Raw genomic sequence first — 26,266 nt, 5'->3', positions numbered from 1 at the left:
AAGATGCCATTTTTTACTCGTCCAGCAGAAATACGTACACCTCTTTAGGACCGTGCACACCTACCACCAGCGTTTTTTCGATATCGGCCGTGCGGCTTGGCCCGGTGGCCAGCGTGATCTGTGAAGGCAGGCTTTCGCCATAACGTTCCTTCATTTTCACGATACCGTCGCGGATGTCGAACACCAGCTGGTGAGCAAAGGCGATAACGATGTGAATGGGTGTATATACCGGCAGTACACGGCCGGAGGCTTGGGCTGAACTGAGGATTATACTGCCGGTACGGGCTACCAGCAGTTCGCAGTCGGTAATGGCTGCGTCCATATCGTCTAACTCTCCTACGTTCAGGAAAGGAGGATTGAATGGGGCGAGCATGTTGAGTAACGAAGGCGTTATACACAACACATTCTTCCACTCTTTATGATCAGCAAGCGCCTGCAGGTTATCTGCCAGCTCGTTGCGGGACGAGCAAAAGACAAACTTGCCCTGCAGGCGGCTAAATTCTTCAGCAAATTTCAGCTCCAGGCCGTCGTTATCCGTCACAAAAACGGAACTGTTACCCTCTGCATTCGGGAATGGCAGCTGAACCGGCTGGCTCAGCGCATTCCGTACTTTCTTTAAAATATTTTCCTTGGCCGGAGATACCTTCATTATTCAGTTACGTTAACCGGGGATGGGTTGATGATGTCGGAAGGATGTACACCGTCGGTGGTCATACCTTCTTTACCAGGCTGATGCTCCTTGTGCGTATCATAAGGACGTTTACCGATCAGGCGCTCGAGGTCGTCTTTATACAGTACTTCCTTCTTCAGCAGTTCGGCCGCCAGCACTCTTACGTCACCCAGTTTTTCGGTGAGCATACGTTTGGTACGAACATAAGCCTCGTCGATCAGTTTACGTACTTCCTCGTCGATCAGCTTCGCTGTTTCTTCGGAGTAAGGTTTAGTGAACGCCTGGTCGCTGTTCGGATCATAGAATGATACGTTACCCACTTTATCGTTCATACCGTAAACCGTCACCATCGCATATGCCATGCGGGTAATTACCTGCAAGTCGTTCTGTGCGCCGGTGCTTACTTTACCGAACACGATTTCCTCTACCGCGCGACCACCAAGGGTCATGCAGATATCGTCCATCAGCTGCTCGGTATTATAGAGGTATTGTTCTTTCGGCAGGTATTGCGCATAACCCAGTGCAGCTACACCACGTGGTACGATCGTTACCTTCACAAGCGGGTTCGCATGCTCTAGGTACCAGCCGCAAATGGCGTGACCAGCTTCGTGGTAAGCGATAATCTCCTTCTCTTCCGGGGAAATGATTTTGTTCTTTTTCTCCAAACCACCGATCACACGGTCGATCGCGTCGTTGAAGTCATCCATTTCCACTTCGGTCTTGCCTTTACGGGCAGCGATCAGCGCCGCTTCGTTACACACGTTGGCAATATCCGCACCGGCAAAGCCAGGGGTCATGGAGGCGAGTTTCTTAATATCGAGGTTAGCCGACTTTTTGATTGGCTTCAGATGTACTTCAAAGATGTGCTCGCGGCCATTCAGGTCTGGCTTGTCGATAGAGATCTGGCGGTCGAAACGGCCTGGACGCAATAACGCGCTATCCAGTACATCGGGACGGTTAGTGGCCGCCAAAATGATGATGCCGCTATCGGTGCCAAAACCATCCATTTCAACGAGCAGCTGGTTCAGCGTGTTTTCACGCTCATCATTGCTCATCATTACGTTTTTACCACGTGCACGGCCAATCGCATCGATCTCGTCGATAAAGATGATACAAGGCGCTTTTTCACGGGCCTGCTTAAACAGGTCACGTACACGGCTGGCGCCTACGCCTACGAACAGCTCCACGAAGTCGGAACCGGACATAGAGAAGAACGGCACCTGTGCTTCACCCGCCATAGCTTTCGCCAGCAGGGTTTTACCAGTACCAGGAGGGCCTACCAGCAGGGCTCCTTTGGGTATCTTACCACCTAATGCGGTGTATTTTTTCGGGTTCTTCAGGAAATCTACGATCTCCATTACTTCCACTTTCGCTTCGTCGAGGCCGGCAACATCGTTAAATGTGATGTTTACACGCGTGCCTTTATCGAACAAGGTGGCTTTGGATTTACCGATGTTGAAAATGCCGCCCGGACCGCCGCTTCCGCCTGCAGGACCGCCCATTTTACGCATCAACAGTACCCATACGCCAATGATCAGGATGATCGGGAGTAATAAAGGAGCGAACTGGTCGAACCAGTTAGCGCGATCTTCATAGAACACGTCCACCTTCTTTTGGGTTGGTGGCAATGCTGCTATCGCTTTATCGTAATCCTTTTTGAAATCTTCTACAGATCCGATGGTGATCGTAAAGTGGGGACCCGGGTTCTCGCCGCCGAGGTTACCCTTGGATACCTTTTCAAACCGGGGATCTTTCAGCTTTTCTTTCTTGATATAAACTTCAACATATTTCTTATTGACAACCGTTAATTTCTCAACGTCGTCATTTTTGAGATAGTTCGTTTCAAATTGTTGAAAACTGATACTTTCCGGTTTGGAACGAAAATCGGTAAAGAGGTTCATCGCAAGCAGGGCAATACCAATAATGGCATAAACCCAGTATATATTGAACTTTGGTCCTTTTTTCGGAGATTTTTCTGATCCCTTTGAGTAATTGTTGCCTCCTTTTTCCATGTTCTTCGCTCCTTAGCGCGTTTTTTTATGCAATCAGTATTATAAATGATATTAAGGCTATTTTGTTCGATGGACACCTAACCTAAATGTTCCATACGCTCGGCGTCACTCCACATTTCCTCAAGGTTGTAAAACTTTCGGGTCTCTGGCTGAAACACATGAACAACGACGTTTACATAGTCCACCAGTATCCATTGCTGAGCAGTATAGCCTTCGTGCTTATACGGCGTTTCATCCGTATACTTCTGCACTTCCTCCTCAACAAAGTCTGCGATTGCTTTAACCTGATTAGTGGAATTGGCCTCACATAAGATAAAGAAGTCAGCTACTGCTTCAGGGATCTTGCGCAGATCGAGAGATACAATGTTCTCTCCCTTTTTGTCCTGTATGGCCTTTATGATGGTTGTAAAAATCTTACTGTTCCTTGTGATGCGGTTGCCCGCCTTTTTCCTCGTATTCAGAATGGTTAAGGGTGCCAATAAATTCCTTGTTTTCGTTAAAAATAATCTTTAATTGTCAAAATTACTAAAACAATAGCTTAAATAATGGAATGCGTAACGGGGTGATAACATTGGATCAGCCGCCCACACCACTTTCAGAAATGTTAAAATCACGTACTTTGTTCTTTCATTTATTAATGTAGACGAACGTGATCGGCAAATATTTTAATGTTCTAGATAGTACAGACAGCACCAATAACTATGCCATGGCCCGCCTGAACGAAGGCCCCGTGGCAGAAGGTACGGCATGGTTCGCCATGGAGCAAACAGCGGGAAAAGGGCAGCGCGGAAAAGCATGGCATAGCCCGCCCGGCGAAAACATCCTCCTCTCAACTGCCTTGCAGCCGGCCTTACCCCTCACTGAACAGTTCATGCTGAGCGTAGCCGTCGCGTTGGGTGCCTGCGACTTCTTCGCAGCGTATGCGGGCGATGAAACCAGTATTAAATGGAGTAATGATATTTATTGGCGTGACAGAAAGGCAGCCGGCATCCTGATCGAAAATATATTGCGCGGCAGTATATGGCAATATGCCATAGTCGGCATAGGCGTAAACATCAACGCCGCCCGCTTTCCCGAACAGCTTGTTAACCCGGTTTCGCTTCGGCAAATAACCGGCCGCGAGTGGGACGCGATTGAATTGGCCAAGGACCTTTGTCAACACCTGGACCGCCGGTACCGGCAACTGGTGCCTGGCCGTTTCGAAGAACTGCTGGAAGCATACAAAAGCCGCCTGTTCCGCTTCAACACCCCGGCATTTTACCGGAAAGACGGCGAGTTGTTCCAGGCCACTATCCGCGACGTTCTCCCAGATGGCAAACTGCAACTGGAAAAAGAAAGCGGAGATCGGATGGATGCCGGTTTCGGGGAAATAGAATTTGTATTTGCGAAGTAGCTGCCTGGAATGATTGGATTCTAGTTGCCAGGTGGGTCTGCTTTGAAAGATAACTGCGAGTGGCCAAGCGGGTCAGCCTGCTTTGAAAGATAACTGCGAGTGGCCAAGTGAGTCAGGCTGCTTTGAAAGATGCTAAGAAGAACCAAACGGATGCGGCCTGCTTTGAAAGATAACTGCCAGTGGCCAAGCGGGCAGTCTGCTTTGAAAGATAATTGCGAGTGGCCTAGCGGGTCAGCCTGCTAAGGAAAGATGCTTAGAAGCTAAAGGATGCAGCTTGCTTTGAAAGATACTGCGAATGCTCCCAAGTAGGTCAGCCTGCTTTGGAGAAGCGTGCTTCTCCAAAGTTTTCAGGCGTAAGGGGCGATAAATTTTGGTTGATAAAGTGGAAGGACTTCCAAGATGCCCAATCTTTTTAACTTATACAAATCAAAAACTGCAACATTTTTGCATTTCCTTAACGATTTCATCACAATCCCTTAACAACACTATTTTATTAAATAAATAACTATATGAATATTTTGTTCAATCAATGAACAAAAAACGACACTAACAGACTATAAAAATTAAATTTTGGACAAGAACGCGCCCCACCAATAAATCCGTGTAGCACAAAAAAATACATTAAGAATAATTGTCAATCAATCCGGATGAAAGAAAAAAGGATTGCCTGATACTGGCAATCCTTTACAAATATGTTCGTCTGATTACTTCGCTTTATACCCCCAATCATTCAGCCACTTCACTACCTTCTCCCGGTAATCGCCCTGTACAAGAATAACCCCGTCCTTCGCGCTACCACCAGCACCACATTTCGTTTTCAACTCCTTACCCAACTTCTCCAGATCTTCTTCCTTACCAACGAAGCCCTCAACAAGTGTTACCACTTTACCGGCACGCTGCTTTTTATCCAGCAACACCTTTAAGCGCTGCTCGGCAGGTGGCAGGGTTTCCTGCGCTTCATCATGGCCAGCGTCATAAGAAAAGTCGGGATTAGTGGAGTATACGATCCCGCCAGGGTTGGAATGTTTCTTTTTGCTCATGATCAATCGCTTTTAATTATGGTACAATAATACGTAATGCTGCCGGAACCACCTGGAAGCGCACTTCACGACCGCTCAGCTCAACCGCATCGCCGTCTACCTGCAGACTATCCAGACCCGGGCTGCTCACCACGATCTCCTTCCCTCTTTCATGCTGCATGTAGCGGCTTTTATGAATATTACCCGCCAACGACCGGATGCTGATCGGCAATAAATCCCAGAAACGGACCGGTTTTACGATACAAACGTCCAGTTGCCCGTCAAACACATCTGCCGGAGGTGCTATTTTAAACTCATAGCCAAATTGATTGCCATTTGCCACCGTTAACAGGAAAGCCGGTGTTTGCTTCGACGCGCCATCCACCTGCATCTGGTAAGCCTCGGGGCGATAACGGCGGAAGTGACCGATGATCAGCCGCGCATAATTCATCAGCCCACGCTTTTTGCTATGGCGGAACCGGTCTGCGATCAGTGCATCAAACCCCACGCCTGCATTACTCAGGAACAGGTATTCGTTTGCATAACCTACATCCATCGGCAATTGTTTATTCGCAGCGATCAGTTGTAACGCCTTGGGAACGTCCAGCGGGATTTTAAGTGCACGGGCCAGGCCATTGCCACTACCCCTGGGCACAATCGCCAGCGCGGTAGCAGATCCTACCAGCCCCTGGGCTATTTCGTTAATGGAACCGTCACCGCCGACAGCCACCACTATATGTACGCCATTTTTCACCGCTTCCCGGGCAAGGTCGGCACCGTGACCAAGGTAGGCAAGATGCGTGATCTCTACCTGGAACTGTGCTTCCGGCAAATGCTGCCGCACGTGTTCTTCCATCCGTTTTTCCCGGTCGGTACCAGCTTTGCGGTTTACAATGATGAGTATCTTTTTCAAGAAAATGAATTTGGCGTTAGGGCGTTACTGCTTTCAGGCTCAGGTCGAGGCTAACGGCATGATGAATAATGGCGCCGACGGAGATAAAGTCTACCCCGGTTTTGGCATATTCTTCCAGGTTAGTCAATGTTATACCGCCGGAGGCTTCCGTTTCGAAGCGGCCCTTTATAAGCGCCAAGGCTTCTGTAATAAGCGATGGCGGATAGTTGTCGAGCATAATCCGATGTACGTTACCTACCTTAAGCACCTCTTCCACATCGGCCAGCGTGCGGGTCTCCACCTCGATTTGCAACGGCAGGCTGTTCTTGCTTAAGTACGCTATCGTACGGTTCACCGCCGCGGTTATACCGCCTGCGAAGTCGATGTGATTATCTTTTAGCATCACCATATCGTATAGCCCCATACGGTGGTTAACGCCACCGCCGATGCGCACCGCCTCTTTTTCCAGCATACGGAAGTTGGGCGTGGTTTTGCGCGTGTCGAGTATACGGGTGTGATAGCCTTTTAGCTTGTTGGTATAGGTGCGGGTAAGCGTAGCAATGCCGCTCATTCGCTGCATGCAGTTAAGTGCGAGCCGCTCGCCCGACAGCAGCGCATGTACGGTAGCGCTCACCTCAAAGGCGTTATCACCAGCTTTCATGTCGTCGCCATCCTGCTTAAACGGAGTAAATACACTTTGAGGGTCTAAGCGGCTAAATATAGCTGCGGCCACTTCCATGCCTGCCAGTACACCATCTTCCTTGATCTTCAAAACCGCCTTTCCCTGCTCTCCCGCCGGGATGCAGGCCAGTGTACTATGGTCGCCACTGCCAATATCTTCTGCCAGTGCAGCGTCTATAAAAGCGCTGAGTGCTTGCTCATTCATATTCTACCGTTTGATCGCAGGTCCAAAAATAAAAAGTGCTCCGCAATTTAAGCGAAGCACCCGGGGGTTTTTACAATTAATTTCAACTTTTGGTTATTTATTCTCGAATCTAAGCTCGTTAAGTACGGTGTTGTTGCCCTTTTTCAAAAGGTAGATCGTAGTCCGGTAATTACCACCTGAGCTGGCAATATTAGCCACCGCCATTACAGATCCGTTACCGCTTTCGACTTTGTGGATCACTTCTACTGACTTTACCTGGTTCTTGCCGAAGAAGTCTTTCAGGATGATCTCCGCCTGCGCTTTGCTGTAAGACGCAGATTTACCGGCCATCGTAATGTCTATCGAATTATCCATGTAACGGGACAATCCAACCGCGTCACTCTTCTTGATTGCACCGACCACGTCGTCGAAAGGCCCTGCCAGCCACACGAATGCAGAGAACATTCCGGCCAGTAACAAGGAGGTCAGTACAAAAAATAACTTTTTCATGTCCGTTCTTTTAATATACTTTTTATCGATAGTGTAAGAAACCAAAAGCATGCCAAACACGGGCTCAGCCTTATAAATAGCACTATTGTGCTATAAAAATCAGCGCCCAATTTATGCAAAGTATTTGGCATGTAATAGCTTAGTTGTTAGTTTTTTATGACGGTCAAACCTTATATGCAGTGCTGCTGTAATAACTATCTGCCAGTTTTTGTATAATTTCACGACCTCATTTTAAATATTAAAAGCACCGGATATTGTATGGAAAATAAGAAAGCAATCCTGATTATCATGGATGGATGGGGCCAGGGTAAAGTGCCTGCCGCAGATGCCATCGCACACGCAAAAACGCCTTTCGTTAGCGCTTTATACCAGCAATATCCGCACAGCACGCTCATTACATGTGGCGAGGACGTAGGTTTGCCCGAGGGCCAGATGGGTAACTCTGAAGTGGGCCACCTTAACCTCGGTGCGGGCCGCATCGTTTACCAGGAGCTGCAGCGTATTAATGTGGCAGTGCGCACCGGCGAACTGGCCGCGAATCCGCAGCTGCAGAATGCAATGAACTATGCGTTGGCCAACGGTAAAGCCCTTCACCTGATGGGCCTCGTAAGCGACGGTGGCGTACACTCTCACATCAACCACCTGAAAGCACTCACGCAGATCGCGAAAGAAAAAGGTTTGCAACATGTATACATCCACGCGTTTACCGATGGCCGCGATACTGACCCTAAGGGTGGCTTAGGCTACCTGGAAGACCTGGAACAGCACCTGGTAGCCACCACGGGTAAAATTGCGACCGTAACCGGCCGCTACTACGCGATGGACCGTGACAAACGTTGGGAGCGCGTGAAACTGGCGTACGATGCCCTTGTACATGGTACCGGTACTTACACCCAAAACCTGCTCACCGCTATTAAAGCATCTTATGCAGAGGGCGTAACCGACGAGTTTATCAAACCGATCATCGTATCAGAAAATGGCGAACGTCCGCTTACGACCATTCAGCCCGGCGATGCCGTGATTTGCTTTAACTTCCGTACGGATCGTTGCCGCGAAATCACGCAGGCCCTTACCCAGGAAGCGTTTCCGGAAGTGGGCATGTACCCGGTTGCGCTGAACTATACGACCATGACGGAGTACGATAAGTCGTACAAAGGCGTACACGTGATTTTCGATAACGACAATCTCAATATGACGCTCGGCGAAGTGCTGGAAATCAACAACCGCACGCAGATCCGTATAGCCGAAACCGAGAAATACCCGCACGTATCGTTCTTTTTCTCCGGCGGCCGCGAGGCAGAATTCATCGGCGAAAGGCGACTGCTGGCCCCTTCTCCTAAAGTAGCTACTTACGACCTGAAGCCCGAAATGAGCGCCAACGAACTGGCCGACCTCATCGTTCCTGAACTGGAAGCGAAAAGCGCCGACTTTGTGTGCCTCAACTTCGCCAACGCCGACATGGTGGGCCATACAGGCGTTTGGCCGGCAGTAGTGAAAGCGGTAGAAACAGTTGATGCCTGCGTAGCGCGCGTAGTAACCGCCGCACTGGCTGGCGACTATACCGTGTTCCTGACGGCCGACCATGGCAACGCCGACTTCATGATCAATGAAGACGGTACGCCTAACACCGCGCACTCGCTCAACCTGGTGCCGCTGTTCATTATCAGCAAAGACTTTAAAGGTCCCGTAAAAAGCGGCAAACTGGGCGACATTGCCCCGACCATCCTGCATTTCATGGGCCTGCCCATCCCGAAAGAGATGACCGGCAACGTACTGGTATAAACTTTCGATAAACAATTGTAACGCCCTGGCGATTAACGCCGGGGCGTTTTTATTTTGGTCGCCGGCGATAGCGCCTTCATCAGCCGCCGTTGTGTCACTCCCTTGTGCGGCAGTTTCGCTTTTCGGCGAAGCGGCTTCCCCTTTTCCGTAACGAACAAAGTGAAGCCATCTTCGCGCAAGTAGTTCATGGCTGCCAACCTTACTGCCGCGAAGACTCCAGCGGATGTTCGCTTCTTTCAGTCGCGATAACGATAGTAGGGATGCTCGTCACTTTACGACAGTTCACGACACTTTACGACACATCCCACCCCTGAATTTTTCCTGATCTGTAACTTTTATTTCTACCTACCCGTTCTATAGTGAAATGTGGGGGAACCGGCGGTAAAGTTTTGCGAGGTCAGCAATACTTTGAGCAAAACAACCGTTTAATGGCTCGATGACCCGAAAGCCTGTGAAAACGTCCACATGATAAAATATTTGAGAGGGTCCGCTACTAACAGTAAAGAATAAACGCTAAGCGTCACGATATTACGGAAACAGGAACGTGCTTTAGATTTTGGAGGCGATGCCGGGTTCGTGTTGTAACCGCACCTGGTACTCGTTTCCGCTTAAAAAGAAAAAGTAGCGACCGGTTATGGAAAAGGGTAAAAACAGGCATCCTGTAAATACAACGGCCGCTGGCCATCAAGATATATCGCCCTAAAGGGCGCCCTGGCAAAAACAAACGAACAACATTACGGGCAAATGCCCGGTTTAACTTTTTAGTGCTCTCGACAGATTTGCTCATGCATCAGATGCGCCGTCTCAACGGCGCATTATTTTTTTGTGGCCATGTTAACACCGCCTGTTGGCCCGGTTTTCCCTAATTTTGTGTCTATGAGATCAATAGCCCGGTTTTCGATTTTAGGAATGTTGATGGGATTGGCCGCCTGCGCCGGCACGGAGCAGCAGCCACGTACGGCCGCAGGTTACCGGAACCTCAGACAAATATTCACCGACGAGGCTGCGCAATTGCAGCAGCAACGCCCCATCGTTACCAAAGTGGTTCGCCTCAATGGCGTTACTGATACGGTTACCCTGGCAGACACCACTAACCTGCTCACCTTGTTCCAGCCCTTTATGGAAGCAGACATCAGCAAACCTTCCCTGCAAGACGCCTACTCGGAAGGCATTACCGCTAATGCCTTTAACGGCGATACCAGCGTGATCTACTCCGCGAAGGGTAAACAGACAAGGCCGGCGCAGGTAATACTGCAGGTGGACCGGAACAGGCGTTTGCGTAATGCGAACATCACCTCATCCGCAAGTAACATGCTTTATCGCTTTAAGCAGGAGCTGCGGTACGAGCGCGATAAGAGTATACGCATCAATACTATTCAGAAGGTGTTATTTCTCGATGAAGAGGAAATGGAAGTAATCGTACAGTTTGGCGGACAAACAAGCAGTAAATTATGACGGCAGCAGAGTTTCAGCAGATATCGCACACCATCCCCACCAACGCGGGGATCTACAAGTATTTCAATACGAGCAACGAACTGTTGTACGTGGGAAAGGCGATTAACCTGCGTAAACGCGTGAGCTCCTATTTTGTAAAAAATCACGACAACTATAAGACGCGTAAACTGGTAGAAAACATCCACCATATCGAGTTTACGATCGTTGACTCCGAGCAGGATGCGTTTTTGCTCGAGAACTCACTGATCAAACAGTTTCAGCCGAAGTTCAATATTAACCTGAAGGACGATAAAACGTATCCTTTCATCGTGATCAAACACGAACCGTTCCCTCGGGTGTTCCTTACGCGTAATATCATCAAAGACGGCTCCGAGTACCTTGGTCCGTTTACCTCCGTGGGCCGCGTGCGCGAATTGCTGGAGGTGATCCGGTATAATATTCCGTTGCGCACCTGCAACCTGAATCTATCTAGACAAAATGTAGAAAAGGGTAAGTTCAAAGTATGCCTTGAATTTCACCTGGGTAACTGTAAAGGCCCGTGTGAAGGCAGGCAGGAGGAGGAGGATTATCGCGAAGGCCTGCAGCAGGTAAAAGAGATTTTACGCGGCAACCTGTCACCTGTGTTAAACATGTTTAAAGAGCAAATGCAGGAGCATGCGATGAACATGGAATTTGAGAAGGCGGAGATCATGCGTAAGAAGATCGAAAGCCTGCAGGAATATAAGTCCAAGTCGACGATCGTGAACAGCCGCATCGGCCACGTAGATGTATTTACGGTGATCAGCGAAGGCAATCATGCTTACGTTAACTACCTGCGTGTACTGAACGGCACCATTGCCGACACCAAGACCATTACGCTCGAAAAGAAGCTCGAAGAAACAGACGAGGAGGTACTGCCGTACGCGATTTCCTATCTGCGCGAAGCCTTTAATAGTCTCGCCCGTGAGATCATCGTTCCGTTTGAAGTAAGTTACCCGGAAGAAAACGTAACCGTTACCGTCCCTAAACTGGGTGATAAAAAGAAACTGCTGGACCTATCCGCCAAAAATGTAAACTACTTCCGCGAGGAGCTGTATAAAAAGAAGATACTGCACCTGGAAGGCAAGAGCGATATGGAGAAGAAGAATGTACTCTATAAGCTGCAGGCCGACCTTGAATTGCAGGAACTGCCCGTCCACATCGAGTGTTTCGATAACTCCAACTTCCAGGGCTCGTACCCTGTGTCTGCCTGTGTGGTGTTTAAGGACGGCGTAGCCTCCAAGAAAGATTATCGCCACTTCAACATCAAAACCGTTGAGGGCATTAACGACTTTGCTTCGATGAGCGAAGTCGTATACCGCCGCTACCGGCGACTGCTGGACGAGCAGCAACCCTTACCTCAACTGATCATCATTGATGGTGGTAAAGGTCAGCTGGGCGCAGCGCTCGACAGCATCCGCAAGCTCGACCTTATTGGCAGCATGACCGTAGTGGGCCTCGCTAAAAACGAGGAAGAAATCTTCTTTCCCGGCGACAGCCAAAGTATTAAACTGCCCTACGATAGTGAAAGCCTGAAACTGATCCGCCGCATTCGTGACGAGGTGCACCGCTTCGGTATTACCTTCCACCGGCAGAAGCGCAGTAAAGGCACCTTTAAGAACGAATTAGAGGGTATTAAAGGCATTGGACAGAACACTGCAACGCAGCTGCTGCAAACGTTCCGTTCGGTGGCTAAAATCAAATTATTAACGCTGCAGGATTTAGTGAATGAAATCGGCCAGGCGAAAGGTAAGATCGTATATGATTACTTCCATAAGCCGGAGCAAGGCAATACATCTGTGTAAAAAAAGGGAGCCCGGTTGTATAACCAGGCTCATTCCCCAAGTTAACCATTAAAAGACACAGATATTTGAATGCCGGATTTACCGGTAGATTATAGGCTAATTCGTGTACCACGCTTGGTTTGCGCCCATCGTCTGAGTACGATATAAAAATAGCGATGGCTTCATTATCCTTATGTTAAGGGCTTGTTATCACCACAAATATCAACGTGGTATAACACACTTGTTACAACACTCATTAATGCCTGTAAATCCTTTACTGTGGCTGTTTATATGGCAAGGAGAATGGCTGGCGTAATGGCTTTACCTCCTGTTATCGTTGACTTAACGCGCAGGGCCTGCAGCAGGTGACGTTGCTCGTGCGCAATGAGAAAGCGGAAAGTATCGCCTACAGAGAGTTTCAGCCACTTTGCTATCGAGATCGGCACCTTTAGTTTTTGCATATCTATTTTTGCAGCGCGATCCAACAGCGTGATCAGTTGCTGCTGTTGCCTTAATGCTTCAGTGAGTACAGCGGTCGTATCCAGCGCGGCTTCCGGGCGATGACCTTTCGGTGCCTGCATCTTTGTTTTTAACGTGCCGTCGTCCTGTGGCTTCATCGTATTAGCAAAGTAATTACCTAATAACGAGCTTTTAAATGTAGCAGGTGCAATTGCTTTTTGCTGTAAGCCTTTATTGATAGCAGCTTCGAGCTGTGGCAGGTAATAATGTCCGTAACCGTTTAGGTGATCTAAGCATTGTGAAATGCTCCATTTGCCGGCTGCGGGGGCTTGTAACAAAACTTTTTCGGGGAGGCCACATAGCTGTTCTCTGATAACGCTCTCGATGCGGCGAACGTCGGCTTCAAGGGTTTGCAGGAGCTGCTGGCGATCAAATGTTCTCATACAATGAATTATTTATGCAAAAGTAGGCCGGGCATTTTCGTAAAATCTTGACCTGCACAAACATTTTTACAAACGCACCGTACTAAGCAACTTCGAGAAAGTAGCCGGATCAATCCCTAAATAAGAAGCCAGGTATTTATGAGGAATGAGGTTTAGTACATGCGGACTGCGGGCCAGCAGCTTTCTAAACTTTTGCTCAGCGTTACTCGTCAGCATTTCTATATGCCGCTCCATTACGCCGGAAAGGGCCCAGGTGGTACCCAAACGCACCCAACGTTCGATAAGCGGATATTTATCCATTAACCGCACCAGTTCCGCATAAGGCATGCGTAAACAGCGGCAGGCGGTAAGTGTTTCGAGGTAGTAACGGGAAGGTTGTTGTAACAGGAAGGAGTCGATCACGCCGGAAAAAGAGCCGGTATAGTTAAACACGATGGTGGCCTCCCGGTCACCTTCAATGGCGAAGGCGCGCTGCACGCCTTCGAGCACGAAGTATACGTAGCGCTCGACTTCACCGGCGGCCGTAACCACTTCTTTTCTTTTATAACTGACCGGTTCCCAGCAGGCGGCCAGCTCCTCCCACTGTTCGGGAGGAAGTTGAACGGTTGCCTGCACGGCGGCTTTCAGCTGATCGATCTGCATATCTATCCCAAAATAAACAAAAAAAGAAGCTGCCCCAGGCGGAGCAGCTTCTCTATACAGGATTTACGTTACACGATTAGTACTGCCACAGGTCCTGCTCCTTGTTGAAGATCTTTTCTTTGATAGACTGACCTTCCAGGAGCTGCATTACACCGTCTTTGATGTAATGGCGGATCTCGCGGTTGTAAGTGTTGTTTTCCTTTACTACGTAGCTGGAGAAGAAACGCATTTCGAACAGGTCTTCCCAGCTCATGGTAGCTGCGTCGTTGTTCTGGTTGTACACGTCGTACTTAGCCAGCACCGGGCGCAGGTCCGGGTAGTAAACCCAGAACAGCGGAACGGAAGCGCGGAAGGAGCCGTCTTCATTGAAGCGTGACATCAGGGGCGCGATACCCAGGATGCGCACTTTCAGTGCGGAAGCTTCTTTGTCGAACACCCAAACTTCCTTCACCTTAAACTGTTTAACCGTAAGCGGGTTAAACTCGTCGCGGGTAGTTACCAGTTTTTCCTCGCCGGATACCGGGTCGATACTACGTACCGTCCTTTCTTCGCCGCCGGTTTTAGTCTGGATCTCCTGCCAGGAGATTTTCGTACTGAAACGATCATCTATCGGGCTGAAGGCTTCTACTTCGTTGTTCTTGATGGCTTCGAGCAGAATGTTAATGAACAGCTGGTTCGTGCCGCTTTCATCTTCCACGTTGTATTGGAAAGGAAGATTCATTTTTTCGCGGACATCGATTACCTGCCACAGCCTTTTTTCCCAGAAACGGTCATCCTCGCGGATGTAGTCGTACTGGATAGGCGTGCGCTCGCGGTTCAGCGTTTTCTCTACCACACCGTCGATCCTCAGCGATTTACGCGGCGTATCAACAGCCGGGTTAAATTGCGCCGGAGCTACGTCGCCGGGAGTGGCGGCAGCCGGAGTTGCACCAGCTGGTGGTGGCGTTACCGGGTTGCCAGTGGCAGGATTGGTAACAGGCGCCTGCTCCGTCGGTGGAGGGGTCGTTTCTGTTGTTGAACGCCTGCGCCTCTGAGCATCCGCGTCTGTAACTGCTACTGCTGAAATCAGCAGCGCGCCGAGGCCAATATTTTTAATCATTTCTGCTCGCATAACCAGGGAGGTTTATACTTTGACTAGTTTAAATTGTAAGTCAGGTTGTAAGGAATGTCGCGCACCTTACCGTCCGGACCTTTCACTTTGATGTTTTCGATGTATACGCGGTCGCCTGGTTTCAGTGATCTGATGGCGCTCATGGCAGGACCAGGGAAGTAAGCGGAGCTGGCCACTTCATCCACATAATCTTTACCCTTTGCATCGATACCGATACGGTAACCCATTACATCGTATTTAACACCTTCGAACTCGAAGTTCTCCAGTACCGCCCTTACACCCTGTTGCTGTTTAAACTCGGCAGTTTTAACGTTGCCGCTCTTAGACAAACCAACCATAGCGATCGGGTCGGGAATCATTTTTACACGGTATTCTTTAGCGTCCAGCTGTGTTACTTTACCACCTACGTTAGAAGCTACCTTAATGATTGCTTTACCAGGGTTGGTAACAGACACCATGAACTTGCCAGCGCCTACGCGTTCGATACGTCCGCCGCCGCCTTCGATCGTTGCTACCACGTTTTCTGCAGGTACGCCGGCAGCGGTGATAGAGATCGGGTTTTGTACAGCGATGTAGAGTACGTTCATTTTATCAGCAGAGATAGCTGTTGCAGAAGCACCTACATTGTAGCTTTCGTTGATCTGGCGGGTAATCAGCTCTCCATTTGGTTTTCTCAGGGAGATGCTACCAGTCAGTGCGTGTTCGCCGAGTGAAGTCAGACCAGACATTTTATAGGTAGCGATACCATTTACCACTTCCAGTTTCTGACCGTTTACGATGATGTCCGGGTTTACAGTTGTGCTGTAAGCACCGATAGCGATCTTCGCTTCCAGGTCCTGGCCGGTGGTGAAGCTTTTCGAGTTCATGGAAACGAAAGCTTCCATCGCGTCGAAGCGGATATCATTAGCGCCGATTTCTTTCAGCAATTCATCGATGATCATGGCTTCAGAGTTCTTGATGTCATTCTGAAACTTGCTCAGGATGGTGATCGCTGCAATGGAAGGTACCATGTTGAAGTGGTACACAGACCATGATTTAGGCGTTCCGTCGTCGTGACCGGTTTTAGCGTGACCTACCTGGATGTTCAGCGGCAGGTTTTTGCTCATTTCGGTGCGGATTTTAGGATCTACTTGTTCCAGCATGTCTACGCGAAGCTTTTTCAGCATTGATTCCAGCTTCGGGCCTTCTTTCTGGTTTTCCATCAGGCGTGTAGCAGCGTCCAGGTCGTCCCTTTTAACCAATTGTGCATTGGGGGGAAGCTTGTCGAGCTTATCACTTTCCATGATGATTCTGTTCTTCAGGTTCTCGATGTACGATACCGCGTCGGCCGACAATTTTTTCACCGTTTCAGCTTTCGCCTTGTAAGGACCCGCTTTGGCGGCATCTTCAGCAGCCTGCTTGGTGAACTGATTGTAGGTTACCGTATTTTTAGCGTCGATCGAGTTATTTGAAGTGATGATAGAGTCATTTACTATGTCGAATGCGTTGAGGATTTCTGCCGATACGTTCATCGCCAGCATCGCCGTTAAGACCAGGTACATGATGTTAATCATCTTTTGCCTGGGTTCTTTAGGTAGTGCCATAGTTGTTTACAAATTTTAGATTAATGTCTTTGTTCCAATCTATTGCGATTACCTTATCTGCCTTGCATTGCAGTCAACATATTACCATAAATGGTATTCAGATTACCCAGGTTTTTCGCCAGCAGAGAAATCTGCTCCTGAGTTTTCTTCGCGTCTTCTGCACTGTTAGTCATCGCCTGAGAAGCAGTCAGCAAGTTGCTGTAGAAGTTGTTCATTGCTTTCAGGTGATTATTAGTATCCTGCAGTTCTAATTCATAGATCGCGTTCAGGGAAGCAAGGTTTTTGGTCATCACCTGTACCTGCTCGTGGAACGTTCTGGTTGAATCAGACGCAGAGTTAAAGGAAGCCACGGCGGCAGCTGCGCTGGTGTAAGCATTTGTTACGGCGCCCAGAGCCTGGGTAGCTTCTTTGGTTTTTGCGGTGTACTCGCCAGTCGCGGCAACAACGTTGCTCACGTCTTTCATTCCTTCCACTGTAGTTCCCAGTTTCTGGAAGTTTTCGCTCAGGCGTTTGAGGTTTGCGGGAGTAATGTCAGCTTCCTGCAGCATTTTGTCCATTGCAGCAGTGCTTGACGGACCTGCGCCCGCAACAGTTACTTCAACAGGTGTTGCCGGATGAGAGTTGTCCGGGATGAACGCGTAGATCAGGAAGATAAACGCTTCCACGCTCAAACCAACGATCAAAGCAACGTCTGCGCCTTTCCAGTGTTGGATTTTAAACAGCGCACCCATAATTACAACGGCAGCAGCAACGCACACACCGAAGTTCAGCCATTTTCCAGTAGAGTTATTCATAGCCATAGGTCAAAATTTTAGATTAAAATTTGTGTTTTTTTTAAAGGTTAAAAAGCTCTTTATAGAATATAGTGTTCTCATGACTTGATTTGCAATGCAGGGTTTTCAATACCCCTATAGCTACTAATGGTTATTTCTTACTAAAGTCATTTTTGGAGCGGCTCAGGAAGGCGATCGTACACCTGAAGCCGATATAAGATTTGGCGCTGTCCTGGAATTCGTACGAGCGGGTACCATTCTGCAGGAAGAAGCCGATATCTTTCCAGGAACCACCTCTCAGCGCTTTACGTTTCATCTTAGGCGCCGCATCGTCCGGAACGTCCATACGCAGGTACGGGTTCATGTCCGATGTGAAAGAGTAGGCGTTTTCATAATAAATGTCCTGCGTCCACTCGGCTACGTTACCAGCCATGTTGTACAGGCCGTAATCGTTAGGCCAGTAAGCATCGGCACGTACCGTGTAGAAACCGCCGTCTTCTGGATAGTTACCACGACCTGGTTTAAAGTTCGCCAGCAAACAACCTTTTTTGTTGCGTGCATAGTAACCACCCCAGGGATAGGGCGCCTGCTCGCGTCCGCCGCGGGCTGCGTACTCCCACTGCGCTTCAGAAGGCAGCTGGAATTTATCTTCCGTAAACAGTTTGTGCGAGGTACGATAGTCATCCCAGAAGCGGCTGCGCCATTCGCAGAAAGCATTTGCCTGGTGCCAGGTTACGCCAACAACCGGATAGTTATCGAAGGCCGGGTGCCAGAAGTACATCCTGGTCATCGGTTCGTTGTACGCATACGAGAAGTCCCTGATCCAGCAAAGTGTGTCCGGGTAAATGGCCACATCTTTCTTTTCCACGAACTGCGAACGCGGCTTGTTAGCGTTCTCACGCAGCTTCGCCTTATCCCAGTTAAAGGTCTCGGCGTGATATTTTAATTTATGCACGTCTATCTCCTTACGACCGTACAAACGATCTTCTTCAGAGTATAACAATGCATCAATTTTGTCGAGGGTAGCTTTGTCTTTCCAGTTGATCTTCTGCTTCCAGTCCACATAATCGATACCGTCTACGTTCTTTACATGCCCCATCAGTACGTGGGCAATAGAATCCGTAACCCAGCCTACAAACTGGCGGTACTCGTTGTTCGTGATCTCGGTCGCGTCCATGTAAAACCCGGAAATAGAGATGGCTTTGTTCCTGGCTGTGAAGGAATAGTTCACGTCCTCATCGCTGGGGCCCATGTGAAAAGTTCCGGACGGCACATACACCATTCCATAAGGTACAGGAGGATAATACTTGGGCCTGGGGCTCACACCGATCAGTTGCCCCTGTGCGTTTTTTGGAGTCTTGCTGCCGCCGCAACTCGCAAGCAGAACAGGCAGCAGTATAGCCAAAAGCCCTTTACAATAATTAATCTTCATAAGGGTGACTTTCATTAGAATATGCGTTTTCCTTTTACCTGCCAGATGCATTCTGCCAACCTTTTCGGCCGTTTGATCATCACTTTTCACCTGGTTGTTTATCAGAAAGATAGCAAATGTAATAATTAATTTTAATCCGTAGTTACTTTTACCACAACTTTTTCAACCCGCTCTTTATATCTGTAACTAATTTAAACGAGATTTTTAACATTTTATTATATCCGATCAAATTTCTTGAAAAACCAATCAAAAATACTCAAATTTCATTACAAATTAAAAATTTCTGATATGTATTTCACGGGCTTAACACAAGAATAATGCTCGCATAAATATATTAATGTTTCATTTTCCTGTTCCCGGCCCTGCAACAGCGGCATATCTGCCTCACTCCGCGGCGAGCCTAACAATACTTTGAATGGAATGAACCGCTGGTTAATCTCGTTCATGCGCTGCGCATATTCCGGCCCAACGACCGCTAGTTCTTTTGTTCCGAGCACCAGCTGCATCAGCAAAGCCGCCCATACACCGAAAGAAGTTGGATACCGTACTGCCGTTTGCGCCAGGCCCGACATCATACCGGTTGCCCTGTTTGCCCACGACTGCTCATCGAATACGATGGAGAGATACAACAAGTTGCAGGCCATTACTGCATTACCGCTGGGGACGGCGCCATCATAAATTTCCTTCTTACGTACGATAACGTCGGTTTGACCGGTTGCCGTATAGTAAAAATAAATTCCTTCCTCATCTCCAAAAGCCGCCTCTACAAAGGTCGCCAGCGCTTTCGCACGGCGAATGTAGAAAAGATTGCCCGTCACTTCCTGCAGCGCTATCAGCGCCCTGATCACATATGCATAATCATCCAGGAAGGCAGGATACTTGGCAGCACCGTTTTTGTAGGTATGGTATAGGGCCCCGCTTCCTCCCGGCTGTTCCATCGCCTTTAGTACAAAGTTCATAGCGCTTTCCGCCATGTCCCGGTAAACGGGATCGTTACTTATACTGTATGCTTTGCAACACGCGTGAATCAATAACGCATTCCAGCCTAATAATATTTTGTCGTCGAGCCCCGGTCTTACCCGTTTATTTCGCTCCTGTAGCAGTTTTGCGCGGCATCCGGCAAGTATAACTTCCAGCTGCTCAATGGGTAATCCGGTGCCGGCTACAAATTCAGTTACAGGTTCGGGCGTCCATAAAATATTTGTATGCTCCCAATTTCCCCCGTCGCGGACATCGTAAAACCGGCAGAACAATTCTGCATGATCTCCCAGGATGTCTTCTATCTCTGTTTTTGACCAGGTGTAAAACTTACCTTCCACTCCTTCGGAATCCGCATCCAGCGCGGCATAGAAGGCCCCGTCCGGCGAGGTCATTTCGCGTTTGATGAACTCCAGGGTATGAACAATTGTATCAAGATACGTTTTGTTGGAAGTGAGCTGGTAGGCATCGGCCATCGCATCGATCAGCAGCGCATTGTCGTACAGCATCTTCTCAAAATGCGGCGCAAGCCACATTTCGTCGGTGGAGTAACGGGAAAAGCCGCCGCCAAGCTGGTCGTAAATACCACCCTGTATCATTTTATCGAGGGAAAGTAAGGCCTGCTTTTTTGCCGCCTCATCGCCAAATGCGTGATGGTATTGTAAAAGATAACGGATCGAAAACGTGCCGGGGAACTTTGGTGCCCTGCCAAAACCACCCCATTCCTTGTCGCCCTGCGCCAATATGGCTTTTGCCGCCGTGTCGCATTGTTCGCGGGTGAACAGTTCGTTCACCGGCACCAGGCTGTTTTTCACTGCCTCTACCCCAAACTTGTTCGAGTTTTCGAGATGCTCGGTCAGCGTACGCGCCTGCTCCTCCAACTCCGCCCGCCTGTTGTGATAGGCATCATTGATAGACTCCAGCACCTGCGTCCACGACGGGCGATTGTACGCCTGCACGGGCGGAAAGTAGGTGCCGCCGTAAAATGGTTGCCTGTTGGGCAACAGGAACACATTTAACGGCCAGCCGCCCTGCCCGCTCATCGCCTGCAGGGCGTCCATGTAAATATGATCGAGGTCGGGCCGCTCTTCGCGGTCGATCTTTATGTTGATGAAATGTTGATTCATGATGGCCGCCGTTTCTTCATTTTCGAAACTTTCGCGTTCCATTACATGGCACCAGTGGCAGGCGGCGTACCCGATACTCACAAGTATAGGTTTATCCTCTTCTTCTGCGCGACGAAGCGCCTCTTCCCCCCAGGGAAACCAGTCTACGGGATTATGGGCGTGCTGTAGCAGGTATGGACTGGCCTCGCGGGCCAGCCTGTTCGTATGTGCAGGCATTCATGTTATGGTTTAATGTGTCTATTCCCCCTCAAAATACAGGCCGCCCCAAAAGCAGCAAGGGAACGGCTTTCACCGTTCCCTTGCAAATAAATATATTTTTGGCAATTCTGTTTATTTTTTGCCGCGCTCGCTAAGATATTTTTCTAAAGCAGCTACCATAGACGGTGCCTGCGGAGCGGGAGCTTTGAGATCTAAACGTAATCCGGCTTCTTCCACCGCTGCCGAAGTAGTAGGACCGAACGCGCCGATAGCGGTGCCGTTCTGCTTAAACTTAGGCATGTTTTCGAAAAGCGATTTAACACCCGACGGACTAAAGAACACGATCATGTCGTAGGAAGTGGCCGCCAATACGTCTTTCACATCGTTGGAAACGGTTTTGTACAAACTTGCTGTTGCATATTCGCACTTGTTCGCTTTCATCCATTCTTCAATGTCTTTCTTCTGACTGTCGGAGCTGGGGAAGAGGAACTTCTCGTTTTCGCGGTGTTTGTTCATCACATCGAGCAGGCTTTTGGTAGTGCCGTCGGCGCCGAAAAACACTTTACGTTTACGGTAAAGTATGAACTTCTGCAGGTACAAAGCCACGGCTTCTGTAATGCAGAAATATTTGCAGTCCTGTGATACCTTCAGCTTTAGTTCCTCGCAAACGCGGAAAAAGTGATCTACGGAGTTGCGGCTCGTAAAGATGACAGCGCTGTAGTTGAGAATATCTACCTTTTGCTTGCGAAACTCCTTGCCCGGAACTCCTTCTACCCTGATGAAAGGGTGGAAATCCAATTTCACGTTAAATTTCTTTGCTAAGTCGTAGTAAGGGGATTTCTCTGTCTCTGGCTTAGGTTGGGAAATCAGGATTGACAGTTGCTTATCCAGCAATTCTTTTTTTGGCCCGCCTTTTATCATACGTAATTTGCTCTTGTGTTAACAATCGCAGTAAATTAGATTACCAGTTAACCAATTAGTTTCAGTAAAGCCTTTGTTATAATCAACACCGGCACTACTTCGAATGCGCAAAGGTAAAGAAAAAAATGCAATCTGCTGAAAGATAAGTATTGTTTGACCAGTGAATATGACCTTATATACCTGTAGACAATCAATAATACTATACAAAATAACGAGATATATAGCATTGCCATGGCTAAATCGGGCTTTCCGAAGGCCAGCAGCACCAGGAAAGGCGCCAGCAAAATGCCGAGTATCTTGTTGATCAGGTACAAAACGAACACATACGCATCGATCAGTTCTGCGTTACCAAACAGCCAACCGCAGAATCGCAGCACTACATATTTTACAAAGTAAATGACTGCCACCAGTACTATGAGCGCAGGGATCAAAATCCAGGCATTTTCATTTTTAAGATAATCGAGCCGCTTCATCAGCAGGTATAGGTACAACCCAAGACTGATCACGAAAAACACGTTCAGCAAAAAATTCGGGAACGGCGACTGCGACAGCTGGTCCTTTAACTGGCGCTGGCTCAACGTCGGATTGAAAAATGCGCGGAACAGGTCGGAAAAGTATTTCACGTAGGCTGCACGGATGATACCGAGCAGCAGCAATACACCCGCTACGGTATACACCAGCCAGTCTTCGTCCGGCGCTTCCCGCAGGGGATTAATATCGTAATAAGGGGGATCGATTTTTTTGCTGAGCAGCAAATTGCGTGCTTCCAGGGCGGCCATCAGCGTGTCATATGCGTGCACTTCAGGCAGCGAATCCTTCACCTGCAGCGAGTCTGCCACCTTCATAAGGAGTTGCGCGGAATCTGTCTTAACTTTGGGTGCTGCTACGCGTACGGCTGGTTTGGCCGGCTGTGGCGCGGGAGCGACCAACTGGGAATCCGTTTGCGCTGCAAGCGGAAAGTAGGCAAATAATAAGACAAGGAAGGATACTACAATACGCACGGATAGCTTTTTTTGGCGATGCACCGTAATATAGTGCAACTATTTCTTGTTCCGAAAATTTTGACAAAACTCCCTCTTTTTTCGAGGATTGCAAATATTAGATCAGTTTCTTTTTTACGTGCGACCATGGCCGGTATTTATATTCACATCCCTTTTTGCAAAAAGGCTTGTCATTACTGCAACTTTCACTTTTCTACCACCCGGCACAACGCAGGCGAGATGGTGAACTGCCTGTTAGCGGAAATGACCATACAACAAACTTACCTGGCCGGCCAGTCTATCGAAACGATTTACTTCGGCGGCGGCACTCCCAGCATATTGCCCGCTGTAGACATCCAACGCCTGCTCACCGAAGCGCGCCGGCTCTTCAACGTTATTCCCGTTCCGGAAATTACTCTCGAAGCCAATCCCGACGACCTTACGATGGAGAAGCTGGCCGAATTTTCGGCCGCTGGCATAAACCGCCTGAGCATCGGTGTACAATCGTTCAGCGAGGAAGACCTGCGCTGGATGAACCGTGCGCACAATGCAGACCAGGCCGTCGCCTGTATTATGAACGCGCAGCAAAGCGGCATCCGCAACATCAGCATCGACCTTATATATGGCGGCCCCACGTTAACAGACGAAGCCTGGAAAGAAAACGTGGAACGTGCCATCGCACTGGGCATTCCGCACCTCTCCTGCTACGCACTTACCGTGGAACCAGGTACCGCGCTCGACCACTTCATCGAAAAGAAAAAGATACCACCCATAGATGCTGATAAGGCCGCCCGCCACTTCGCGATCCTGATGGATATGGTGCAGGCTGCCGGTTACGAGCATTACGAAATCTCCAACTTTGCCCTGCCCGGCTACCACTCCCGGCACAACAGCAGTTACTGGAAAGGTACGCCCTACCTGGGTTTAGGCCCATCTGCCCATTCCTTCAACGGCAAAAGCCGGCAATGGAATGTGGCGAACAATGCCCTGTACATGCAAAGCATCCGCCAGGCTCAAGTACCTTTCGAGGTTGAATTACTCACGCCGGAGATGATGCTCAATGAGCTGATCATGATATCGCTGCGCACCGCTGCCGGCTGCGATCTGCGGGTCGTGAACGAACGTTTCGGGGAAGAAAAAAGCCGGCAGCTGCTGGCTGCCGGCGAACAATATGTTCAACAGGGATGGATGATACATGAGGGGTCACACCTCAAACTCACCCGCGAAGGAAAGTTCTTCGCCGACGGCATTGCCGCCGACCTGTTCGTTTAACATCCTTCCTTTACTTCGCCATCCGCATTCACTGTACGCCGCGGGCGTTCCATCTGCCAGATGTGCGTCATCTCCTCGGGCACGCCCATCATTTCATGCAGCGTTGTACTTTGTGCGCCAGCGGTTTTGATGTTCTGCAGCGCCTGCACCACTTTGGCTCCGAAGTCAGTACGCCATTTTGCGTCCGACAGCAATTTGAGGTCGGCCTCGTGCAGCATGTTACCCATTGATAACAGCACTGCCGCCGTAGAAGCTTTTTCCAGCACCATCACCTTATCCATATGCATGGGCAGGTTTTTTACGGGAAGCCCTTCCAGGTTTTTCAGCTGCGCGTATAAAATACGGCTAGCGTTTGCGGAGGACGATGCATGTGCATTTCTCGTATTCAGGTAAATAGCAGAGTTGCCTGCATCGGCGTTATTCACCGCATCCACATGTACACTCAGGAAAAGATCTGCCTTGTTGGTTTCCATTTGCGCGACTCTTTCTTTTAAGCCAACAGTTTCATCGCCGGTGCGGGTATAGTTCACTTCGAAACCGACAGCTTTAGCCTGTTCGCCTATTTCTTTGACGAGTAACAAAGTCAGTTCCTTTTCTTTGGCGCCATGACCTACTGCGCCCGCATCATCGCCGCCATGGCTGGCATCGAGTAGTAATACGAAGTTTTTTTCGCCCGAAGTTATAACAGGCTTACGTTCCAGCGAGAAGCTGTAGAGCAGTGCTGCCACAACAGGTATGGCCAACGCGAATAGTAACTTTTTCATGTGATGAGATGGATGGGTGAATAACATCGTAATACGGCCTTTCAGGGGTTGCATACTGAAAGTATTAACCGGGTACGAACGACCGGCAGTGGCCAGTCTGAGTAATAAAGATGCATACGCTTTTATATCCGTCTGGCCGCTCACCACCCTGTCTACCTGGTACTCATGCACCTCCTTCAGCGAGCGACGGTAAAACCAGGTTACCGGGTTAAACCAGCACAAGACCGACACGACTTCCAGCAACAGCAGGTCCGCCGCATGGTATAACCGGATGTGCGTTTTTTCATGTAACAGGATCTGTGCGCGGTCTGCACTATTGAAAGCGTTACGGTCTACAAAAATGTAAGGAGCAAAAGAAGCATTTACGCCGTTCGTCAACACCACCCGGTAGCCGTCGATAATCAGCTTCTCTCCTTGCCGCATAAGCTTCCATAATCCTTTCAATCCCAGCATAAGCCGCGCCAATACCACCAAGGCGCCCAACACGTAACCCGCCAGTAACAGCACCGGCCATAAAGGCGCTTGCGGCGCTACCTCCGGCATATCTGCCTCAAAGCTGCCGGATGCAATGGCAATGGGCGTGGCATCTATGACAGGCATGGCCACCGGCGCCACTTGTTCCGGAACCGCGATGCGCAATAAGGGTATCACCAGCGAGGCTACCAACGCCAACAGCAAATACAGCCGCGACATCCCAAAAAAGGTCAGGCGCCTGAATACCAGCAGGTACAATAGGTAACACGCCAACAGGCAAACAGAACTTTGTAACAGGTACTGCAGGAATTGCGGCATACACAGGATTTTAAGATTTCTCGATCAGTTTTTTCAACGCTTCTATTTCCGCCTCTCCCAACTTTTCCTCCCGCACTAAAAACGACATCACATTCGCCGCAGAGCCGTCGAAATAATCCGTGATCATCTGGCGCAGCGTGCGTTTACTGTATTCTTCCCGCTGAATTACCGGGAAGTACTCATGGGTTTTACCGTACGCCTTATAGCCTACAAACCCCTTCGACTCCAATATTCTCACGATCGAGGAAATGGTGGTATACGGCGGCTTGGGCTGCTCGTCCATGTGTTCGATGATATCTTTTACGAACGCCTTGCCGAGCTTCCACAAAACTTGCATTACTTTTTCCTCTGCCTTGGTTAAACTTTCCATACTGTTAATGATACAGTACGA

General features: G+C 49.1%; 23 protein-coding genes. 5 read left to right on the top strand and 18 right to left on the bottom strand.

What is annotated here, in order from left to right; genetic code table 11:
• Positions 1-13: 13 nt before the first annotated feature.
• From MKQ68_RS23545 to rsfS, 3 genes are all read right to left on the bottom strand, one after another.
• The gene (locus tag MKQ68_RS23545) at positions 14-649 is read right to left on the bottom strand and encodes a LutC/YkgG family protein (RefSeq protein WP_244836743.1); all 636 of its coding nucleotides are present in this window, start codon (positions 647-649) and stop codon (positions 14-16) included.
• Complete coding sequence (gene ftsH, locus MKQ68_RS23540; RefSeq protein WP_264281198.1) at positions 649-2,682, bottom strand: ATP-dependent zinc metalloprotease FtsH; 2,034 nt, start codon at positions 2,680-2,682, stop codon at positions 649-651. Before ftsH ends, MKQ68_RS23545 begins: the two co-directional genes overlap by 1 nt.
• 77 nt (positions 2,683-2,759) lie before the next feature.
• Positions 2,760-3,161: a ribosome silencing factor gene (rsfS, locus tag MKQ68_RS23535; RefSeq protein ID WP_264281197.1), complete on the bottom strand. Its 402-nt coding sequence runs from the start codon at positions 3,159-3,161 to the stop codon at positions 2,760-2,762.
• A gap of 170 nt (positions 3,162-3,331) precedes the next feature.
• Between rsfS and MKQ68_RS23530 the strand changes: the two genes are divergently transcribed.
• Positions 3,332-4,075 carry a biotin--[acetyl-CoA-carboxylase] ligase gene (locus tag MKQ68_RS23530; RefSeq protein ID WP_264281196.1) on the top strand — a complete coding sequence of 248 codons (744 nt, stop codon included), beginning with the start codon at positions 3,332-3,334 and terminating at the stop codon, positions 4,073-4,075.
• A gap of 704 nt (positions 4,076-4,779) precedes the next feature.
• On the opposite strand, the gene MKQ68_RS23525 is transcribed toward MKQ68_RS23530, so the two are convergent.
• The 4 genes from MKQ68_RS23525 to MKQ68_RS23510 form a co-directional block, all read right to left on the bottom strand.
• The gene (locus MKQ68_RS23525; RefSeq protein ID WP_244836738.1) at positions 4,780-5,115 is read right to left on the bottom strand and encodes a translation initiation factor; all 336 of its coding nucleotides are present in this window, start codon (positions 5,113-5,115) and stop codon (positions 4,780-4,782) included.
• A gap of 16 nt (positions 5,116-5,131) precedes the next feature.
• A complete protein-coding gene (locus MKQ68_RS23520) occupies positions 5,132-6,007 on the bottom strand; it encodes a diacylglycerol/lipid kinase family protein (RefSeq protein WP_264281195.1) in 876 nt (291 codons plus the stop codon).
• Positions 6,008-6,023: 16 nt separating this feature from the next.
• Positions 6,024-6,872: a carboxylating nicotinate-nucleotide diphosphorylase gene (gene nadC, locus MKQ68_RS23515; RefSeq protein WP_244836735.1), complete on the bottom strand. Its 849-nt coding sequence runs from the start codon at positions 6,870-6,872 to the stop codon at positions 6,024-6,026.
• A gap of 93 nt (positions 6,873-6,965) precedes the next feature.
• On the bottom strand, positions 6,966-7,361 hold the full coding sequence (locus tag MKQ68_RS23510) for a DUF4783 domain-containing protein (protein ID WP_264281194.1): 396 nt from the start codon (positions 7,359-7,361) through the stop codon (positions 6,966-6,968).
• A 258-nt stretch (positions 7,362-7,619) separates the two neighbouring features.
• On the opposite strand from MKQ68_RS23510, the gene gpmI reads away from it, so the two are divergent.
• From gpmI to uvrC, 3 genes are all read left to right on the top strand, one after another.
• The gene (gene gpmI, locus MKQ68_RS23505) at positions 7,620-9,143 is read left to right on the top strand and encodes a 2,3-bisphosphoglycerate-independent phosphoglycerate mutase (RefSeq protein WP_264281193.1); all 1,524 of its coding nucleotides are present in this window, start codon (positions 7,620-7,622) and stop codon (positions 9,141-9,143) included.
• A gap of 876 nt (positions 9,144-10,019) precedes the next feature.
• On the top strand, positions 10,020-10,598 hold the full coding sequence (locus MKQ68_RS23500) for a hypothetical protein (RefSeq protein WP_244836733.1): 579 nt from the start codon (positions 10,020-10,022) through the stop codon (positions 10,596-10,598).
• Positions 10,595-12,421 carry an excinuclease ABC subunit UvrC gene (gene uvrC, locus MKQ68_RS23495; RefSeq protein WP_264281192.1) on the top strand — a complete coding sequence of 609 codons (1,827 nt, stop codon included), beginning with the start codon at positions 10,595-10,597 and terminating at the stop codon, positions 12,419-12,421. Before MKQ68_RS23500 ends, uvrC begins: the two co-directional genes overlap by 4 nt.
• A gap of 266 nt (positions 12,422-12,687) precedes the next feature.
• On the opposite strand, the gene MKQ68_RS23490 is transcribed toward uvrC, so the two are convergent.
• The 9 genes from MKQ68_RS23490 to MKQ68_RS23450 form a co-directional block, all read right to left on the bottom strand.
• Positions 12,688-13,302 (bottom strand): DinB family protein, encoded by a 615-nt coding sequence (locus MKQ68_RS23490; RefSeq protein ID WP_244836730.1) that lies wholly within the window; start codon positions 13,300-13,302, stop codon positions 12,688-12,690.
• Positions 13,303-13,368: 66 nt separating this feature from the next.
• Positions 13,369-13,944 (bottom strand): Crp/Fnr family transcriptional regulator, encoded by a 576-nt coding sequence (locus MKQ68_RS23485; protein ID WP_244836729.1) that lies wholly within the window; start codon positions 13,942-13,944, stop codon positions 13,369-13,371.
• 76 nt (positions 13,945-14,020) lie between these two features.
• A complete protein-coding gene (porN, locus tag MKQ68_RS23480) occupies positions 14,021-15,055 on the bottom strand; it encodes a type IX secretion system ring subunit PorN/GldN (RefSeq protein WP_264281191.1) in 1,035 nt (344 codons plus the stop codon).
• A 23-nt stretch (positions 15,056-15,078) separates the two neighbouring features.
• Entirely contained in the window at positions 15,079-16,638 is a 1,560-nt protein-coding gene (porM, locus tag MKQ68_RS23475) for a type IX secretion system motor protein PorM/GldM (protein WP_264281190.1), read from the bottom strand.
• 53 nt (positions 16,639-16,691) lie between these two features.
• On the bottom strand, positions 16,692-17,438 hold the full coding sequence (porL, locus tag MKQ68_RS23470) for a type IX secretion system motor protein PorL/GldL (RefSeq protein ID WP_244836727.1): 747 nt from the start codon (positions 17,436-17,438) through the stop codon (positions 16,692-16,694).
• 124 nt (positions 17,439-17,562) lie between these two features.
• Positions 17,563-18,843, bottom strand: coding sequence for a T9SS ring complex lipoprotein PorK/GldK (gene porK, locus MKQ68_RS23465; RefSeq protein WP_264281189.1), 1,281 nt, complete (start codon positions 18,841-18,843; stop codon positions 17,563-17,565).
• 266 nt (positions 18,844-19,109) lie between these two features.
• Entirely contained in the window at positions 19,110-21,164 is a 2,055-nt protein-coding gene (locus MKQ68_RS23460) for a thioredoxin domain-containing protein (protein ID WP_264281188.1), read from the bottom strand.
• 114 nt (positions 21,165-21,278) lie between these two features.
• Positions 21,279-21,950, bottom strand: coding sequence for a uroporphyrinogen-III synthase (locus MKQ68_RS23455; RefSeq protein WP_264281187.1), 672 nt, complete (start codon positions 21,948-21,950; stop codon positions 21,279-21,281).
• A 164-nt stretch (positions 21,951-22,114) separates the two neighbouring features.
• The gene (locus MKQ68_RS23450; protein ID WP_264281186.1) at positions 22,115-23,068 is read right to left on the bottom strand and encodes a DUF4271 domain-containing protein; all 954 of its coding nucleotides are present in this window, start codon (positions 23,066-23,068) and stop codon (positions 22,115-22,117) included.
• Between the two features lie 126 nt (positions 23,069-23,194).
• On the opposite strand from MKQ68_RS23450, the gene hemW reads away from it, so the two are divergent.
• Positions 23,195-24,319, top strand: coding sequence for a radical SAM family heme chaperone HemW (gene hemW / locus MKQ68_RS23445; RefSeq protein ID WP_244836722.1), 1,125 nt, complete (start codon positions 23,195-23,197; stop codon positions 24,317-24,319).
• Here hemW and MKQ68_RS23440 read toward each other — a convergent pair.
• A complete protein-coding gene (locus MKQ68_RS23440; protein ID WP_264281185.1) occupies positions 24,316-25,875 on the bottom strand; it encodes an N-acetylmuramoyl-L-alanine amidase in 1,560 nt (519 codons plus the stop codon). The two genes, hemW and MKQ68_RS23440, sit on opposite strands and share 4 nt — an antisense overlap.
• A 10-nt stretch (positions 25,876-25,885) precedes the next feature.
• The gene (locus MKQ68_RS23435; protein WP_264281184.1) at positions 25,886-26,245 is read right to left on the bottom strand and encodes a BlaI/MecI/CopY family transcriptional regulator; all 360 of its coding nucleotides are present in this window, start codon (positions 26,243-26,245) and stop codon (positions 25,886-25,888) included.
• Positions 26,246-26,266 lie beyond the last annotated feature (21 nt).

Origin of the sequence: Chitinophaga horti (assembly GCF_022867795.2) — a bacterium.
Lineage (GTDB): Bacteria > Bacteroidota > Bacteroidia > Chitinophagales > Chitinophagaceae > Chitinophaga > Chitinophaga horti.
Note: the sequence above shows the minus strand (reverse complement) of the source record. Positions and strands in the feature narration are given on the sequence as shown.